Origin of the sequence: Billgrantia montanilacus (assembly GCF_003336675.1) — a bacterium.
GTDB classification, from domain to species: Bacteria; Pseudomonadota; Gammaproteobacteria; order Pseudomonadales; family Halomonadaceae; genus Halomonas; species Halomonas montanilacus.
Genome location: NZ_QPII01000006.1, coordinates 182,761 through 197,587 on the forward strand (window position 1 = coordinate 182,761; position 14,827 = coordinate 197,587).

Sequence of the window (14,827 nt, forward strand, 5' to 3'; positions counted from 1 at the left end):
ACTGGAGGCCGAAGGGCTCCCGGCGGTGTTGCCAATGCTGGCGAACACTGCTGCCGTTGCGGCCTCCGCCAAGGCGCCTATCGGCGCCAGTCGCGATGGCAACCAGCGCTCCAACAGTGACCCTTTCCACCGACGGCGCTACAGCATTGTAGGAGCATCTTTAGATCGCGACTGGAGGCCGAAGGACTCCCGGCGGTGTTGCCAACGTTCGCGACCATCACCACGCTTCAGGCTTCACCAAGGCGCCTGCCGGCGCCAGTCGCGATGGGAACCAGCGCTCCAACAGCTAATATTTCCTGCCATGACAAGCGATTGCCACCCTTATGATCCTTCACTCCACCGCCTCTGTGACGTGAATGCCGAACAGGCTGGCTTCGCCCTGGCTCCGCCCCACTTCCTCGGGGGCGGTGATGCGACCGTCGCGCACCATGACGTGGCCGCCCTGCCCCTGGGCGCCGCCGATGACGCTGCCCACCAGGTAGGTGGGAAATATCTCGGGGTCGTTCTCGTAGTTGGGGTTGTGGATCAGGCCGATCATCTGGAATCGCCCGCGAGTATTGCGCAGCGATTCGAGGGAGTCCTGAATCAGCCGACGATGCGACAGCTTGGAGAATAGCCCGTCGAGCAGGATCACGCTCTCGCGGCTGCTGCGGGCACGACGCTTGTGGTGCCCCGGGAGTTCGCGGAGCTCCCGCTCGATGGCGAATTCCGAGAGCTTGACCAGCCACATCAGCGACACGGCCTCCCGCTGGCCCTCCGACATCTCCTCGTTGAGCGAGAAGAGCCGGCCGTGGGGGCGGATGGCATCGTGCTTGAGACGGATCGAGACATCGTGGAAGAGCCCGCGATAGATGCGTCGCCGGATCTGGCGCAGCAGGTCGTCGTCGCGGCGCCGCGATTCGCCGTCAACCACGCCGCCATCACGCTCGGCACGACGCCGCATGGCCGCCTGATGCTCGTCGATATCGGCCAGCAGGGTGGTGATCAGCTCACGCAGCTGGTCGGGGCCGATCAGCGCCGCCTTGACCTCGAAGAAGGCGCCGCCCTCGCCGCTGCTGCGGGCCACCCGCCGGAGAATGTCGAGATTGCCGGCGGCATCGCTGATGATCGAGCTGAGACGCTCGACCAGGGTACCCTCGATCTGCTCCCGGGAAGCGTGCAGCCTATCGACCCGCTGGCGATGGTCGCCAAGCTGGTCGAAGAGCTGTTCGTGAAGTGCGAGCAGGTCGTTCAGTGCGGCGGCGCTGGCACCCTTGAGCATGGCCAACCTGGCGCGCTCGGTATCGCTGAACAGCCGGCTGTGGGCCGCCTCTTCCAGGGACTCCGCCAGCCGACGTTCGCTCGTCTCGACCTGCTTCGCCTGACGCTCCCGGTTGCGGGCCCGCTCGCCCAGGTTGAGTTCGCCGAGGGCGTCCAGCAGGGTTTGCTGGCAGGCTTCCAGGGCGGTGACATCGAGCTCGGACGTCTCCCCCGCCATGGCATGCCAGGTCTCGAGCGCCTCGTCACGGGTCTCGTGGTCGCCATCGTCGTGGGGCCAGCGGCTGGCGCCGGCCAGGTCCTCCAGCGCCGCCAGTCGATGCGCCCAACCCTGCGGCAGTTCACGCAGCGCACGCAGCCAGTCGATAGCAAGCTGATCTACCCACTCCAGGGCACGACGCTGATCGTTCAGGCGACCCTCCACCGTATCGCGCTCGGCTGCCTTGGCCTTGCGCGCGTCACGCGCCTCACCCAGCTCGCGCTTGACCCGGGCGATCTCACGCTCCAGCTTCTGGCTGCCACCGCCGGCATCGCGCACGTCGAGATAGGCACGTATGCGGCTGAAATCGAAGTCGGCGCGCCGGCTTGCCTGGGCCAGCGCCGCTTCGAGTTCGGCCTGTACCTCGGCGGCACTGGCCATGAAGGCGACCCCGCCCTCCTCCTCGAAGGCGGCCAGTGCCCGCAGGCGGTCGCGTTCCCCATCGCCGAAGATGCGACGCCGCTGCGCCTCGGCATCGGCGTGCTGCTGATTCAGCAGCTCATTCCTCTCCACGGCGGCTTCCAGCCGCTCGGCGGCCTCAGCCAGGTGCCGTTCAAGCTCGGCTAATCGCGCCTCGAGCGCCTGCAGCCGCTCGACACCGCCGGCATCGTTGAACTGTTCGGCCGCGAGCCAGGTCTGGCCGTGGGCCTCCAGTTCGCGAGTGGCACGCTCCCGCTCCGGCGTCAGCTCGGCCAGTGCCGTCTCGGCCTCGAGGCTGGCCTCGGCGGCCTCCTCCAGGGCGAGATCGCCCCCCTCCTGCAGGTAGCGCTGGAAGTCATCAATGCAAGCTAATGCCGCATCGGTCAGCCGCGGCGCCAATGCCGCCTGCCGTTCAGCCAGCTCGCCCTGGGCCACCCCCAGCGCCTCCAGCAACGCTTCGACGCCCTCCTCGTCGGCAGCCCGCGCCTCCAGTGCCAGGGCATAGCCCTCGCCATGGGGGTCGAGACGAGCGCACTCGGCCGCCAGCGCCTTCTGCCGTTCGCGGTCGGCGGCCAGGCGTTTCTCGGTGGCCTCGCGCAGGGCTTCCAGATAGCTCGGGTCCAGGGCGGCCTTCACCGCCAGGGTCTCGACGCCCTGCACGGCGCCCAGCGGCGGCTCGCCGCGAGCCAGCAGCGAGGAGAGCCGCTCGGCCTCGAAAACCGGCACCGCGAGTCCGGCCTCGATCAGCGCGGCGGCGGCATCCTGCGCCGCATCGCTGCCGGCCACCACCGGGGCGAACAGCAGGCCGGCGGCCTGGGCCAGCCATTCACCCCGTCGCTCCAGCGGGGAGTCGGCATGATTGAGAACCTCGTGCAGCGGCTGCCAGGCCACACCCGTCTCGTCGAGCAGGCGGTGCGCCTCGGCCTCGACCGCGCGGCGCTCCAGCGGGTCGCCGGCGAGGCTCTCCAGGTAACGCTCCCGCGCCTGGATATCGACTTCCAGCGTTTCCGCCTCGCGCAGCAGGCGTGGATAGCGACGCTTGGCGTCCTGCAGCCAGGCCTCCGGCGTCAGTTCGCTGTTGTCGGCGAAGGCGAGCCGTGCCCGGTGCAGTCGACGCAGCCGAGTCTCTTCGGCTTCCAGGCGGTGCTGTTCGTCGGCCAGGGTGCGCTCCCGGTCGCGCAGGCGCTGACGCAGATGCACCGGGTCGTCGTCGGCGTGCAATTCCTGGTAGTAGCGTGCGGCCTGGGCCAGCGGGGCCAGCCGCGTCCGGGTGCGCTCGGCATCCTGCCGACGCCGGTCGGCCTCACGGCAGCGGGTGTCGAGTTCGGCCAGGGCGGTCTTGCGACGGGACCAGAAGCCGCCGATCTCCTCGTTGGGCCAACCCTCGACAAAGGCCCGCCAGGGTGCCTGCCCCCGGGCCAGCAGCCCCTGCTCGCCGGCCAGTCGCTCACGCTCGCCGCTCAGCCGCTCGCGTTCGCCGCGGGCCCGTTCCAGGGCCACGGTCGCTTCGTCGCGCTCACGGGCAAGCCCCTCCAGGGTTTCCGCCAGTTCCGCCTCGCGTTCCTGCTTCTCCTGCAACAGCTCGCCGGGCATGGCACCCGGTTGCTGGCGCTGGAAGGCCTCGTGCCAAGCGGCGACCTGCTTTAGTTCACCGATGCGCCCGAGGTGAGCATTGAAGGCCTGCCTGGCGGATGACGCCTGCTCCCGGGCCACCTCTGCGGTGGCCTCGGGCACCTCCAGCTCGGCCTCATCGAATAGTCCTTCGGCCAGGGCCTGGGTGTAGAAGCTCTGGTTATCGACAAAATCCCGCTGCTGCGACTCGAGCCGCTCGCGGGCCTGCTCCAGGCCATCGCGGTGCTCGTCCAGCCCGGCCAGGTCGCGACCCAGCTCCTCATGGTAAAGGGTGTCGGCGATGACCTCCTCGCGGAAGCGGTTGCCGTCGAGGGCCTCGAATGCCTCGGCGCCCTCGTCCAACGCGCTCAGCGCCCGGTAGCGCGCGCTGTCATCGCTGAAGGCGAGGCTCTCGGCGAGCCAGTCGCGGGCGGCGGCGAAGGCCACATGGCCGATATCCCGGCCCGCCGGCCAGTCGGCCTCGGCCAGGTGAATCAGGCGGCGGTGAACGTCCAGGCGCGCGCCCCGCTCGGAGAGCGCCTGGCGCACGGCGCGTTCGGTGAGCCCGGAGAGCCGGGCCAGCAGCCAGGTGGAGACCCGGGGACGGCCGGTATCGCCCACGGCCCAGGCGAAGCCCTGGACGGTCTCGTGCTCGCCCGGCTCTGTATCGGCAGCATCTTGACCATCGACAACAGCGGGCCGCCGCGGCAGCCCCGGCAGGCCGAGCAGGGCCTGCCCGCCGAGCAGGGCCTCGCTCGCTGCCAGCCCGCGGTCGAGCTCGAGCAGCTGGTCACGGGCGGCGCGCAGCGTTTCGCCCTGGCCCTTGAGGGCGGCCAGGCGCTCGACCTTGTCGCTGGCACGGCGCTGGTCGCTCTCGGCCTCCTCGAGCCGGTGGCGCAACTCGGTGATGTTGGTGCCGGAGTTGAGGATCACCTCCTCGATCAGCTCCTCGCTCTCGTCGGTCTCGCCCCGGGTGGCACCAGAGAGGATCTCGGGGGCCAGCACCTCGAAGAAGAAGGCCTGATCCGCCTTCTCGCCCTGACGCGGCTTGATGGCATTGAAGATCTGGCTCTTGTCGGCGCCGCCCTCCTTCTGGAAGGCGGCGAGCTGGGCGAGCTCGCGGCGGGAGACATGGGCGCCCACCGCCTCCAGCCACTCCTCGCGGTTATGGGTCAGGCGCACACCGCGCTGGCTCATGGCTGTCTTGATATCGCTGTTGGCATGCAGGGCAAGCTTGCCGTCCCGGGTCAGGTGGTGAACCGGAATGTCCTCCAGCCGACCGGCATAGTGATAGAAGGAGAGCCCGCTGCCATCGCTGTAGCCGTAGAAACCGAAGACGAAGGTCTCGCCGGCAACCTCCTCCCCCGCGGCCGCCAGCATGTCGTCCTGCCGGGCACCGACGCTTCGGGAGCGAAACTCCACCCGCAGGTGGCTCCAACTCCGACCTTCGCCCGCCACCGACGAGGGCGTGCACTTGCGCCGTGTGCGCGCCAGCAGCGTACGGTCGCGGGAGAGCAGCCCGATCAGCGCCTCGGCCAGGGTGGTCTTGCCGAAGCCGTTCTCCATGCTGATGGCGCTGGACTGGCCGCGCAGGTCGAGCAGCAGGTGACGCATCTTGGCGTCCCATGGCGAGGCGACATCGCCGTGCTTGTTGAGCAGGTTGGCGATCTCGATGCGGTTGATCACGCTCATGCGGTGGCCTCCTCGTCGTGACCGTCACTCTCGATGCCATCCTCCTGAGCGCCGCTTTCTTGACCACTACCCGGCGCTTCCGTCAGCCCTCGGGACAGGGCCTGGAGATGGCCGAGCTGATGGATACCGATCTGTTCGCTTTCCAGGGCGCCGAGCAGCGTCTGTTGCCAGACTTCGCCCGCGCTCTCGCCGTCTGGGTCCACAGCCAGGGCCTCGCCGGAATCCCGCGGGCTCTCCAGCAGCCCGGCCCGGACCTGCAGCTCGATGAAGGCGCGCACCCGGCGGGTGATATCCTCACCGCGCTCCTCGAGCAGCCCGCGGCTCGTTTCTGGCGCCGCCTCGCCCAGGCCACGCAGCGCTTCAAGCTGTTCGCGCATCAGCTCGGCGAGCTCCACGCCGCTGAAGGTCGCCTCCTGATAGCGGCTGACGTCGGAGAGCGCCCGGTTGTAGCGGGTATATAAGAGGGTGTGCATCAGCAGCCAGAGCTGCAGGTACCACTGGGCCAGCTCGGCACGGCTCTCCTGGCGTAGCTTGAGCGCCTCGAATACCGGCTCACGGGTATAGAGCGGCGGCTGCTCCAGCTCCGGGTCCGGCAGCATGGCGTAGTAGCGCGAGCCGGGGGCGATGCCGGGGTAGTCGCCGGTCTCGAACACCTTGAGCCGCAGCCCCTGTCCGGCGAGAAAATCGCGCAGCCCTTCGCGTTCGATATCGCTGGCATCATCGATCAGCGCACAGACATCGCGCTCGGAGAGCTGGCCCTCCCGCGCGGCACGCCGCTTGCGGCCGCTGCCGGGCAAGCGTTCGGCGCTGCGATAGCGCAGCAGGTAGGCGACCACCTCGCCCATTTCGGTCATGTTCATACGGGCTCGTCCTGATCGATTCGGTTGGTAGCGCTGTGTTCATCGCCGGGCGCAGTCTGTTCATCGCCGGGCGCGCCTTCAGGCGCAGCTTCGGGCGCGGCTTCGGGCGCCATAGAGAGCGGCGCCTGAAAAAAGCCCAGCGAGGGGGTCACCGCACCGTCGATACGCCGGCCATCGGCCAGCTGCAACGTGAAGGGCTCACTCTCGATGCCCACCGTGAGACGACGATCGAGCAATTCGGTGTCGACAAAGGTGTTGAGCAGCTGCGCCAGACAGTCGCCCTCCTCGAAACGGTGCCAGCCCTCTTCCAGCGCCTGGGGCAGCGACAGCGGGGCCTGGTGGATCCGCTCGCGCAGCGCCGGCCCGCGGGCCTCGAGGAAGCGGGCCAGCAACGGGTCTTCCGGCCTGGCATCATGCTGTTCGTCGAAGACCAGCGCGGCGTGGCTCGCCTCGGCACGGCGACTCTCCAGCAGCGGCACCAGCGGCGCCAGGCGGGGAAACACCGCCTGGGCATGCAGCGGCATCATGCGGCGGACCACCGCCTCCTGCAGCCGTGGCGATGCGGGCGCGGCCAGCAACTCGCGCGCCATGTCCTGGAAATCCACCACGCCCATGGACTGAATTCGGCCCTCAGCGATATCGGCCAGCAGCTCAGAGAGTCGCCGCGACAGGTTCTCGATGGCGTTGAGCACACGGCCGATGGCGCCGGAGAGCACGCGCAGATCCCACTCGTCGGGCTGCTCCTCCCGCCAGATGTCGAACCGCTCCATGAGCTTGGGCGTCGTCAGCTGGGCCCGGCCATCGAGCAGGGTCTGCTGGATGCTGGAGAGCGCGTTATGGTAGTGGCGCTCGTTGTCGAGCAGCGCAACCAACTTGCCCTCGCGGGTGGGATTCTCGCGCACCCGTCGCAGCTCCTGGGTCAGGGCGCGAATGGCCAGCAGGATCTGGTTGGTGATATCGGGAATACGGGCGAAGTCGCCCCGGGCCAGCGCCGCCAGCACCTTGGCGGCATCGTATTCGGAATAGAGCAGGTCCTCGACCTGGCTGGCCAGGGTCACCGCCTGGCGTCCGCTCGGCGTGAGGCGCACCTGGCCCGTCTGGCCCTGCTTCTCGATCAGCGCCGTACGCTTGGTGCTGCGCCGCGAGCGCACCGCACCGCTCGCCTCACCGGCATCTGGATTCGCGGACGCCTGTCGCCCGTCCGGATTCGCGGACGCCTGTCGCCCGTCCGGATTCGGGGACGGCTGGCGCGCGTCCGGGGTCGGGGACGCCTGTCGAAAGTTCAGCTCGCTCGGCGTCGACAGCAGGTTGATGACGAAGGTCAGGTCGTCATGGGGCAGCTCGGGATAGGTATCGCGCAGGTGGTTGAGGCAGCGCGTCTGCGAGACGAAGGCGCTGTTGGTGGCGAAATCCACATCGAGCAGGTAGTCCAGCAGCAGGCAGCCGAGATCGAGCCAGTAGCCGTCACGCAGGCCGCGGCGCTGCTCCTGGCTGACCTGCACGAAGGCCGAACCCGGCTCGTGGGCGCTGTCATGCAGGTCGATCAGCCTTGTGGTGGCGACGAGCAGTTTGCTCCAGGCGGTCATGGGTCTTCCCTGCGGGCAAAAGGAGCATTATGCCAACCTGGAGCGGTCGGGTCATGACGTCGTGTTATAGATACTTCAAGAAGAAGCGGGTCGCATGCCGCTCCACCTCCTCGAGCTTGCCCGACTCCTCGAATAGATGCGTCGCGCCGGGAACGATCACCAGCTCGCACTCACTGGCCTCGCTCATCTGGTCCCGGGCCTTCTCGTTGAGTTCGATCACCGGCTCGTCATCGCCACCGACCAGCAGCAGGGTCGGCACCTTCACCGCAGCCAGATGCCGGCCGGCCAGGTCAGGCCGCCCACCTCGGGATACCACTGCACGCACTTGCTCAGGACGCTCCGCAGCCGCGATGAGAGCCGCCGCCGCCCCGGTGCTGGCCCCGAACAGACCGATCGAGAGATGCCGGGTCGGGTCGGCCGTGGCCACCCAGCCCACCGCCGCGGTCATGCGCGAGCCGATCAAGGGAATGTCGAAGCGCAGCTGCCGGGTCCGCTCGTCGACCTCGTTCTCGTCGGCGGTCAGCAGGTCAAACAGCAGCGTGGCCAGCCCCTGATCGGCAAGGTGTTGCGCGACTCGGCGGTTGCGGGAACTGAAGCGGCTGCTGCCACTGCCATGGGCGAAAACCACGATGCCGGTCGCGCCCTCGGGCATAATCAGATCGCCTTCGAGCGCGACGCCATCCGCATTGAGCTCGATACTCCTGGCTTGTGTCGTCATACAGGCACCTCCGGATTCCTTTACCGTGAATGCTCCGTCCAACCTGAGTGTAGGCCCTGCCTCGCGACGATAGGCTCTGGATCGAGCCCGTTGCCCGCTAGACTCGCCCCCTGCTCTCGCCAGTCGTCACCCCGCCGGCAATGAGATGCGCCACCCTCAGCGGCTCGGGAATCTTGCCATGGGGCGTGGTCGCACGGATCACCCCTACCGCCTCTGCCTCGCTCAGCCCAATACGCTGAACATAGACTCCCGCCAGCGGCTCCATCTCGCCCAGGCGTTCGACCAGCGCCCACTTGCGGCTCCCGCCCGGAATCCGTTCGAGCAGCGCCCGGCGCATGGCCTCACGGTGAGGCGCACGGCGCGCCACTACCAGCACCGGCAGGCCCAGCTCGGCATGCAGATGCGGCACGTCGACCACATTGAAACCGGCCAGGGCGATGCCCTGCAGCAAGACAAGCTGCAGGTGGCCGGCAAAACAGGAGCCGCCGGCCAGGCGAATCAGCTCGCGGGTGCTGTTGACGCCATCCCGCCGCACCCGACCCGACAGTACGCCCTCAAGGCGCAACCCCGAGAACACCGCGCCGACGATGGCGACGTCGCCCCGATGCCCGCGCGGGAACGGGCAGTCGTCGAAGCCGACGATATGCGAGAATGTTCGGTGTCGCTCGGTGGTCGCCATGGCCTCCGCCTTCAGAACAGACTTTCAGGACAATAACTGCAGCGCAGGGAGTGCCTACATGATCGACCAGACGTTACAGCAGGTCTTCGGCTATGACGACTTTCGCCCCGGGCAGCGCCCGGTCATCGAGGCGATAACGGCGGGCCGTTCGGCGGCGGCAATCTTTCCCACCGGCTCCGGCAAGTCGCTCTGCTACCAGCTCCCTGCGCTGCACCTGCCCCACCTGACCCTGGTCATCTCGCCGTTGCTGGCGCTGATGCAGGACCAGCTGGCGTTCCTCGAGCGCCACGGGATCGCCGCCGCCAGCATCGACTCGGGCCAGAGCCGCGAGGAGGCCGCTGCCGTGATGGAGGGCGTCAAGCGGGGCGATATTCGGATCCTGATGATATCGGTGGAGCGGCTCAAGAACGAACGCTTCCGCGCCTTCATCCGCCGCGTACCGATCTCGCTGATGGTGGTGGACGAGGCCCACTGCATCTCCGAGTGGGGCCACAACTTTCGGCCGGACTACCTCAAGCTGCCCGACTACCGGCTCGAGTTCGGCATTACCCAGGTACTGCTGCTGACCGCCACGGCTACCCCGCGGGTGATCGCCGACATGCGCTCGCGCTTCGACATCGCCGAAAGCGACGTCACCGCCACCGGCTTCTATCGTCCCAACCTGAACCTGGAGGTGGCGCCGGTGCCGGCCGAGTCGCGGCCGAGACGCCTGGTCGAGTGGCTGCGACCCAAGCTCGACGCCCAGCCACCCGCACCCACCATCGTCTACGTCACCCTGCAGCAGACCGCCGAACGCCTGGCCGCCTACCTGACCAAGGCCGGGCTCCCCGCCACCGCCTACCACGCCGGTCTCGACAGCGAGATCCGCGAGCGTATCCAGCGCGACTTCATGGCGGGCCGGATGCCCTGCATCGTCGCCACCATCGCCTTCGGCATGGGCATCGACAAGGCCGATATTCGCAACGTGGTGCACTTCGACCTGCCCAAGTCGATCGAGAACTATAGCCAGGAGATCGGCCGGGCCGGCCGCGACGGGCAGCCTTCCGACTGCCTGATGCTGGCCGGGCGCGACCACCTCAACGTGCTCGAGAACTTCGTCTTCGGCGACACCCCGGAACATTACGGCATTCGCCAGGTGATCGACGAGGTGGTCGCGGTGAGCCAGGGCGGCGCCGGCAGCCAGTGGGAACTGATGCTCAACAGCCTCTCGCAGCAGAGCAACATTCGCCCACTGCCGCTGAAGACCCTGCTGGTTCAGCTGGAGCTGCGCGGCATCATCGCCCCGCGCTACAGCTACTTCGCCGAATACCGCTTCCGCCTGGACGAGGAGCCCGAGGCACTGGTCGCCCGCTTCGAGGGCGAGCGTGCCGCCTTCGTGCAGGCGATCCTCGACGCCTCCCAGCGCGCCCGGACCTGGCACACCCTGGATTTCGAGGCACTCGCCCGCCTGGGCGGCGAACGGGGCGTGAATACCGAGCGCGGCCGGGTAATCACGGCACTGGACTACTTCGTCACCAAGGGCTGGATGACGCTGGAAAGCAAGCAGATGACCGAGGTCTACGAGGTGCTGCGCCAGGACATCGACGCGGCCGCCCTGAGCGATGAACTGCATGGCTATTTCAGCGACAAGGAGCAGGCGGAAGTGGAGCGACTCCACGCCATGCTGGCCCTGTTCGAAAGCGAGGCCTGCCTGAGCCGCCGCCTGGCCGAGTGGTTCGGCGATGACCGGGCGCCACAGCACTGCGGCCACTGCTCCGCCTGTCACGGGCAGGTCGCCCGCCTGCCTCAGGGCGAGGCGCCACCACCGCTGGAAATCGACGCCATCGAGGGGCTGGCGGGCGAGCTTATCGGACAGCTCGCCGCCAGCCAGGATCGTCATCCGCTCACCCCCGACCTGATCACACGCTTCCTGTGCGGCCTCACCACGCCGCTGCTCACCCGACTCAAGGCGCGGCGGTTAAGCGGCTTCGCCGCGCTGGAAGCCCACCACTACGCCGAGGTGCGTGAGCTGGTGATCCGATCGGGGCTGGTTTCGCCCGCCTGACGCTACTCCTCCGTGCCGATGCCGTGGCGTTTCAGCTTGTTGGCGATAGTGGTGTGGGAGACACCCAGGCGCTTGGCCAGCTGTCGGCTGGAAGGATACTGCGGATAGAGCGAGGCCAGTATTCGACGCTCCACATCACCCATGATGTCGGCGAGGGAGCCGTCGAGGTCGATGCCCGATAGGCCCGGCGCCTCGCCCACATCCGGCAGGCGCAGGTGGGCGGGCTCGATGGCCTCGCCCTCGCAGAGCGAGACCGCCTGGAACAGCACGTTCTCCAGCTGGCGCACGTTGCCGGGCCAATGGTAGCCGGATAGCCGGGCCAGGGCCGCCGGCGACAGCGACGGCGCACGGCAGCCGATCTGCCGCGCGGCCCGGTCGATGAAGTGGTTGGCCATCGCCTCGATGCCGTCCAGGCACTCCCGCAGCGGCGGCACCGCCAGCGACAGCACGTTGAGGCGATGGTAAAGGTCATGGCGGAAATGGCCTTCGGCACAGAGCCCGGGCAAGTCCTGCTGGGTGGCACAGATCACCCGCACGTCCAGATAGGTCTCCTCGTCGCTGCCTACCCGGCGAAAGCCGCCGTCCTGCAGGAAACGCAGCAGCTTGACCTGCAGCCGTGGGCTCATCTCGCCCACTTCATCGAGGAAGATGGTACCGCCCGCCGTCAGCTCCAGCAGCCCCAGCTTGCCTTCGGGGCGCGCCCCTTCGAAGGCCCCCGGCGCATAGCCAAATAGCTCGGTCTCGGCCATGGATTCCGGCAGGCCGGCGCAGTTCAGCGCCATGAACGGCGCCTGGCCACGGGAGCTGGCCAGATGACAGGCCCTGGCCAGCAGCTCCTTGCCGGTGCCGGTCTCGCCCTGGATCAGCAGCGGCGCCTCCAGCGGTGCCATGCGGCGGGCCTCGCGAATCAGCGCGGCAAGGCGGGGGCTGGCCTGGAACAGCGCATCGAAGCCACGCAGCTCCTGCCGCTGGACCTGGTAGATCCGCTCACCGATGCGGTCGACGCTGTGCAGGGTCACCACCGCACCGGCCAGCGATGCCACGTCATCGAGGTGCTCCCGGTGCAGGGGGGCGATATCGGCCAGGAAAGTGGCGTCGCGCAGCGTGATACGCAGGCCGTTGACCCGCGCGTTGTTGCGGCGGATCAGCGCCGGCAGGTCGAGGTCGGGCAGGTAGCGGTTCAGGGACAGTCCAGGCACCTCGTCGATGCGTACGCCAAGCAACTGGCCGGCGGCGCGGTTGGCCGCCACGATATGCCCCTCCATGTCGATGGACATCACCGGGTCGGAGAGCGACGACAGCAGCGCATCGAGCTCCAGGTGGCGACGCTCGCTGGGCATCAGGTTGACCCGACGGACGCCGAACACGCCGGGCACGGCTTCCAGGACCGGCTTGAGGGTCGCCAATTGGGCATTGAGCAGATTGGGCACATGCAGGTAGATGGCATTGCCGTGCTCGCCCCCCACCTCACCGCGCGCCACGTTGAGCCCGTAATCGACGAAGTGCGACACGATATCGCGCAGAATGCCGATGCGGTTCTGGCAGTGGAACCTCAGTCTCATCAGGAGTACTCGAATCAGAAACGGGCAAAGGATCGTCAGGACCAGGCGCCGGAGCAGAAAGGCGTCAAGCCACCGTGACTCTCCTGTCAAGATAACGTGACACCCTCAAGGTCTCAATCCGCCTTGCCCGTGACTTTCCTCAAGCTGGCCGCTGGGCCGATCCATTCGTAACGTTTTCTTTACGCCAAGACCCCTTCCGGAGGCCAAAAGGGGCGCGAACCGGGCACGTGGCGGCGGCAGACCTGTCTAGACTCGAAGCCATTCCAAGGCTCGTACAAGACGATCGTACAAGACAATCATAAACCGCCAGCGGGAGACCCCATGACGTCATCCAACGCTCATCTCAGCGATGTCGCCAGCAAGACCGGCTATCGCGCACGCCTGCCCGACGACAGTGGCCATATCGCCTGGTCGGAGCAGGACAACGCCACCTGGCAGACCCTGATGCAACGCCAGCTCGGCATGATCGAGGGACGCGTCTGCCAGGAGTATCTCGATGGCCTCGAGCGCCTGGCCCTGCCGGAGGACCGCGTACCACAGCTCGCCGATATCGACCGCGTACTCAAGGCCAGCACCGGCTGGGAAACCGCCCAGGTGCCGGCGCTGATCCCCTTCGACACCTTCTTCGCCCTGCTCGCCAGCCAGCGCTTTCCGGTGGCCACCTTCATTCGTACACCGGAGGAGCTGGACTACCTCAAGGAGCCGGATATCTTCCATGAGATCTTCGGCCACTGCCCCATGCTCACCAACCCGGCCTTCGCCGAATTCACCGCGACGTATGGGCGGCTGGGCCTGGCGGCATCGCCCAAGGAGCGGATCTATCTGGCTCGCCTCTATTGGATGACGGTGGAGTTCGGGCTGGTGGACACCCCGGCGGGGCGACGCATCTACGGCGGCGGCATCATCTCCTCGCCCAAGGAAACCCTGCATGCCCTGTCCGATGCGCCGGTTCACGTGCCATTCGACCCGGTCGAGGCACTGCGCACGCCCTACCGTATCGATATCCTGCAGCCGCTCTACTACGTGCTTGACGACCTCAAGACCCTGCACGACCTTTCCCACAAGGACATCATGAGCATGGTGCAGCAGGCCATGGCACAGGGCCTGCACGAGCCGCTCTTCGAACCGGCCCCCAAGCGTGCCAAGGCCTGAGCAACGACAACCCCCGACGACGACAAGGAGACGGCATGAGCCAACTATCCGAACAGCAGTGCGAAGCCTGCGGCTGGGACGCACCCCACGTGAGTGACGAAGAGATTCAGGCCTACCATCGCGATATCCCGGAGTGGGAGATCGTCGAACGCGATGGCGTCAAGCAACTCGAGCGCGTATTCAAGTTCCGCAACTTCAAGCAGGCGCTGGCGTTCACCAACCGTGTCGGTGAAATCGCCGAAGAGGAGGGCCATCACCCCGCCCTGCTCACCGAATGGGGCAAGGTCACCGTGACCTGGTGGTCCCACGAAATGAAGGGCCTGCACAAGAACGACTTCATCCTGGCAGCCCGTACCGACGAAGCCGCCACCGAGTAAGCCCCGCGCCCCGCACTTGACCCGCACTTGGTGCCGTATAAAACCTCGCCCGACCCGCCTTCTGGCGGAGTCGGGCGATTTTTAAGTTCTCTTCCACCGTCTCGCCTAGGCCATGTCCCACAACCGGCTGCGAAAATGACCTCCATGATAATCGGCTTTTTCTTACGTAGAAAAACGTCATATGCCGACCCCATCATCGCGCCCTTTCTTATAGCTTTGAACGGGACACCGCTTGGTGTTACTAACCATCACACAAGAGGAAGAAGAATCATGAAAGGAAACATCCACGGCGCTGCGATCGGCCTGATTCTGTGTGTACTGCTGGCACTGTCTTCTGCGGCCCAGGCCCAGGAGCTGGCCCCCATCAACGTCAATACCGCGGACGCCGAGCTGCTGGCAGAACTGCCGGGCGTCGGGCCCAGCCGGGCCGAGGCCATTATCGAGGAGCGGGAGACCAACGGCAGCTTCGAGAGTGCCGACGACCTAACCCGGGTCAGCGGGATCGGGCCGGCGACGGTGGAGGCCTTCCGCGATCAAGTCGAATTCTGAGGATGGGGGCGCTACCTTGAAACGCGACGAGGCCGGCGGTTTTCACCGCCGGCCTCGTCGT

Annotated in this window: 10 protein-coding genes; 4 read left to right on the forward strand and 6 right to left on the reverse strand. The window is 67.2% G+C overall.

From position 1 onward, the window contains the following. Positions 1-331 precede the first annotated feature (331 nt). From DU505_RS10710 to DU505_RS10730, 5 genes are all read right to left on the reverse strand, one after another. A complete protein-coding gene (locus tag DU505_RS10710; protein WP_114478973.1) occupies positions 332-5,239 on the reverse strand; it encodes a coiled-coil domain-containing protein in 4,908 nt (1,635 codons plus the stop codon). Next, positions 5,236-6,099, reverse strand: coding sequence for a hypothetical protein (locus DU505_RS10715; RefSeq protein WP_245947885.1), 864 nt, complete (start codon positions 6,097-6,099; stop codon positions 5,236-5,238). The genes DU505_RS10710 and DU505_RS10715 overlap by 4 nt, the downstream gene beginning before the upstream one ends. Next, positions 6,096-7,685, reverse strand: a complete 1,590-nt coding sequence (locus DU505_RS10720; protein ID WP_245947887.1) for a hypothetical protein — start codon at positions 7,683-7,685, stop codon at positions 6,096-6,098. Before DU505_RS10720 ends, DU505_RS10715 begins: the two co-directional genes overlap by 4 nt. Positions 7,686-7,749: 64 nt before the next feature. Next, positions 7,750-8,403, reverse strand: coding sequence for a dienelactone hydrolase family protein (locus DU505_RS10725; protein WP_114478974.1), 654 nt, complete (start codon positions 8,401-8,403; stop codon positions 7,750-7,752). Positions 8,404-8,500: 97 nt separating this feature from the next. After that, positions 8,501-9,082, reverse strand: coding sequence for an endonuclease dU (locus DU505_RS10730; protein WP_114478975.1), 582 nt, complete (start codon positions 9,080-9,082; stop codon positions 8,501-8,503). A 58-nt stretch (positions 9,083-9,140) separates the two neighbouring features. On the opposite strand from DU505_RS10730, the gene DU505_RS10735 reads away from it, so the two are divergent. Next, entirely contained in the window at positions 9,141-11,126 is a 1,986-nt protein-coding gene (locus DU505_RS10735) for a RecQ family ATP-dependent DNA helicase (protein WP_114478976.1), read from the forward strand. A 2-nt stretch (positions 11,127-11,128) separates the two neighbouring features. Here the strand turns inward: DU505_RS10735 and DU505_RS10740 are convergent, their stop codons facing one another. Next, positions 11,129-12,688, reverse strand: a complete 1,560-nt coding sequence (locus tag DU505_RS10740; protein ID WP_114478977.1) for a sigma-54-dependent transcriptional regulator — start codon at positions 12,686-12,688, stop codon at positions 11,129-11,131. A gap of 321 nt (positions 12,689-13,009) precedes the next feature. Between DU505_RS10740 and phhA the strand changes: the two genes are divergently transcribed. The 3 genes from phhA (at position 13,010) to DU505_RS10755 (ending at position 14,766) form a co-directional block, all read left to right on the forward strand. After that, positions 13,010-13,840, forward strand: coding sequence for a phenylalanine 4-monooxygenase (phhA, locus tag DU505_RS10745; protein WP_114478978.1), 831 nt, complete (start codon positions 13,010-13,012; stop codon positions 13,838-13,840). A gap of 35 nt (positions 13,841-13,875) precedes the next feature. Beyond that, the gene (locus DU505_RS10750; RefSeq protein WP_114478979.1) at positions 13,876-14,217 is read left to right on the forward strand and encodes a 4a-hydroxytetrahydrobiopterin dehydratase; all 342 of its coding nucleotides are present in this window, start codon (positions 13,876-13,878) and stop codon (positions 14,215-14,217) included. Between the two features lie 270 nt (positions 14,218-14,487). Then, positions 14,488-14,766 (forward strand): ComEA family DNA-binding protein, encoded by a 279-nt coding sequence (locus tag DU505_RS10755; RefSeq protein WP_114478980.1) that lies wholly within the window; start codon positions 14,488-14,490, stop codon positions 14,764-14,766. Positions 14,767-14,827: the final 61 nt, after the last annotated feature.

Bases quoted from the DNA above. Each gene is read 5' to 3' on its own strand.
- DU505_RS10710 (WP_114478973.1), bottom strand. From the start codon at position 5,239: ATGAGCGTGATCAACCGCATCGAGATCGCCAACCTGCTCAACAAGCAC.
- DU505_RS10735 (WP_114478976.1), top strand. From the start codon at position 9,141: ATGATCGACCAGACGTTACAGCAGGTCTTCGGCTATGACGACTTTCGC.
- DU505_RS10740 (WP_114478977.1), bottom strand. From the start codon at position 12,688: ATGAGACTGAGGTTCCACTGCCAGAACCGCATCGGCATTCTGCGCGAT.
- DU505_RS10715 (WP_245947885.1), bottom strand. From the start codon at position 6,099: ATGAACATGACCGAAATGGGCGAGGTGGTCGCCTACCTGCTGCGCTAT.
- DU505_RS10725 (WP_114478974.1), bottom strand. From the start codon at position 8,403: ATGACGACACAAGCCAGGAGTATCGAGCTCAATGCGGATGGCGTCGCG.
- DU505_RS10750 (WP_114478979.1), top strand. From the start codon at position 13,876: ATGAGCCAACTATCCGAACAGCAGTGCGAAGCCTGCGGCTGGGACGCA.
- DU505_RS10730 (WP_114478975.1), bottom strand. From the start codon at position 9,082: ATGGCGACCACCGAGCGACACCGAACATTCTCGCATATCGTCGGCTTC.
- DU505_RS10755 (WP_114478980.1), top strand. From the start codon at position 14,488: ATGAAAGGAAACATCCACGGCGCTGCGATCGGCCTGATTCTGTGTGTA.
- phhA (WP_114478978.1), top strand. From the start codon at position 13,010: ATGACGTCATCCAACGCTCATCTCAGCGATGTCGCCAGCAAGACCGGC.
- DU505_RS10720 (WP_245947887.1), bottom strand. From the start codon at position 7,685: ATGACCGCCTGGAGCAAACTGCTCGTCGCCACCACAAGGCTGATCGAC.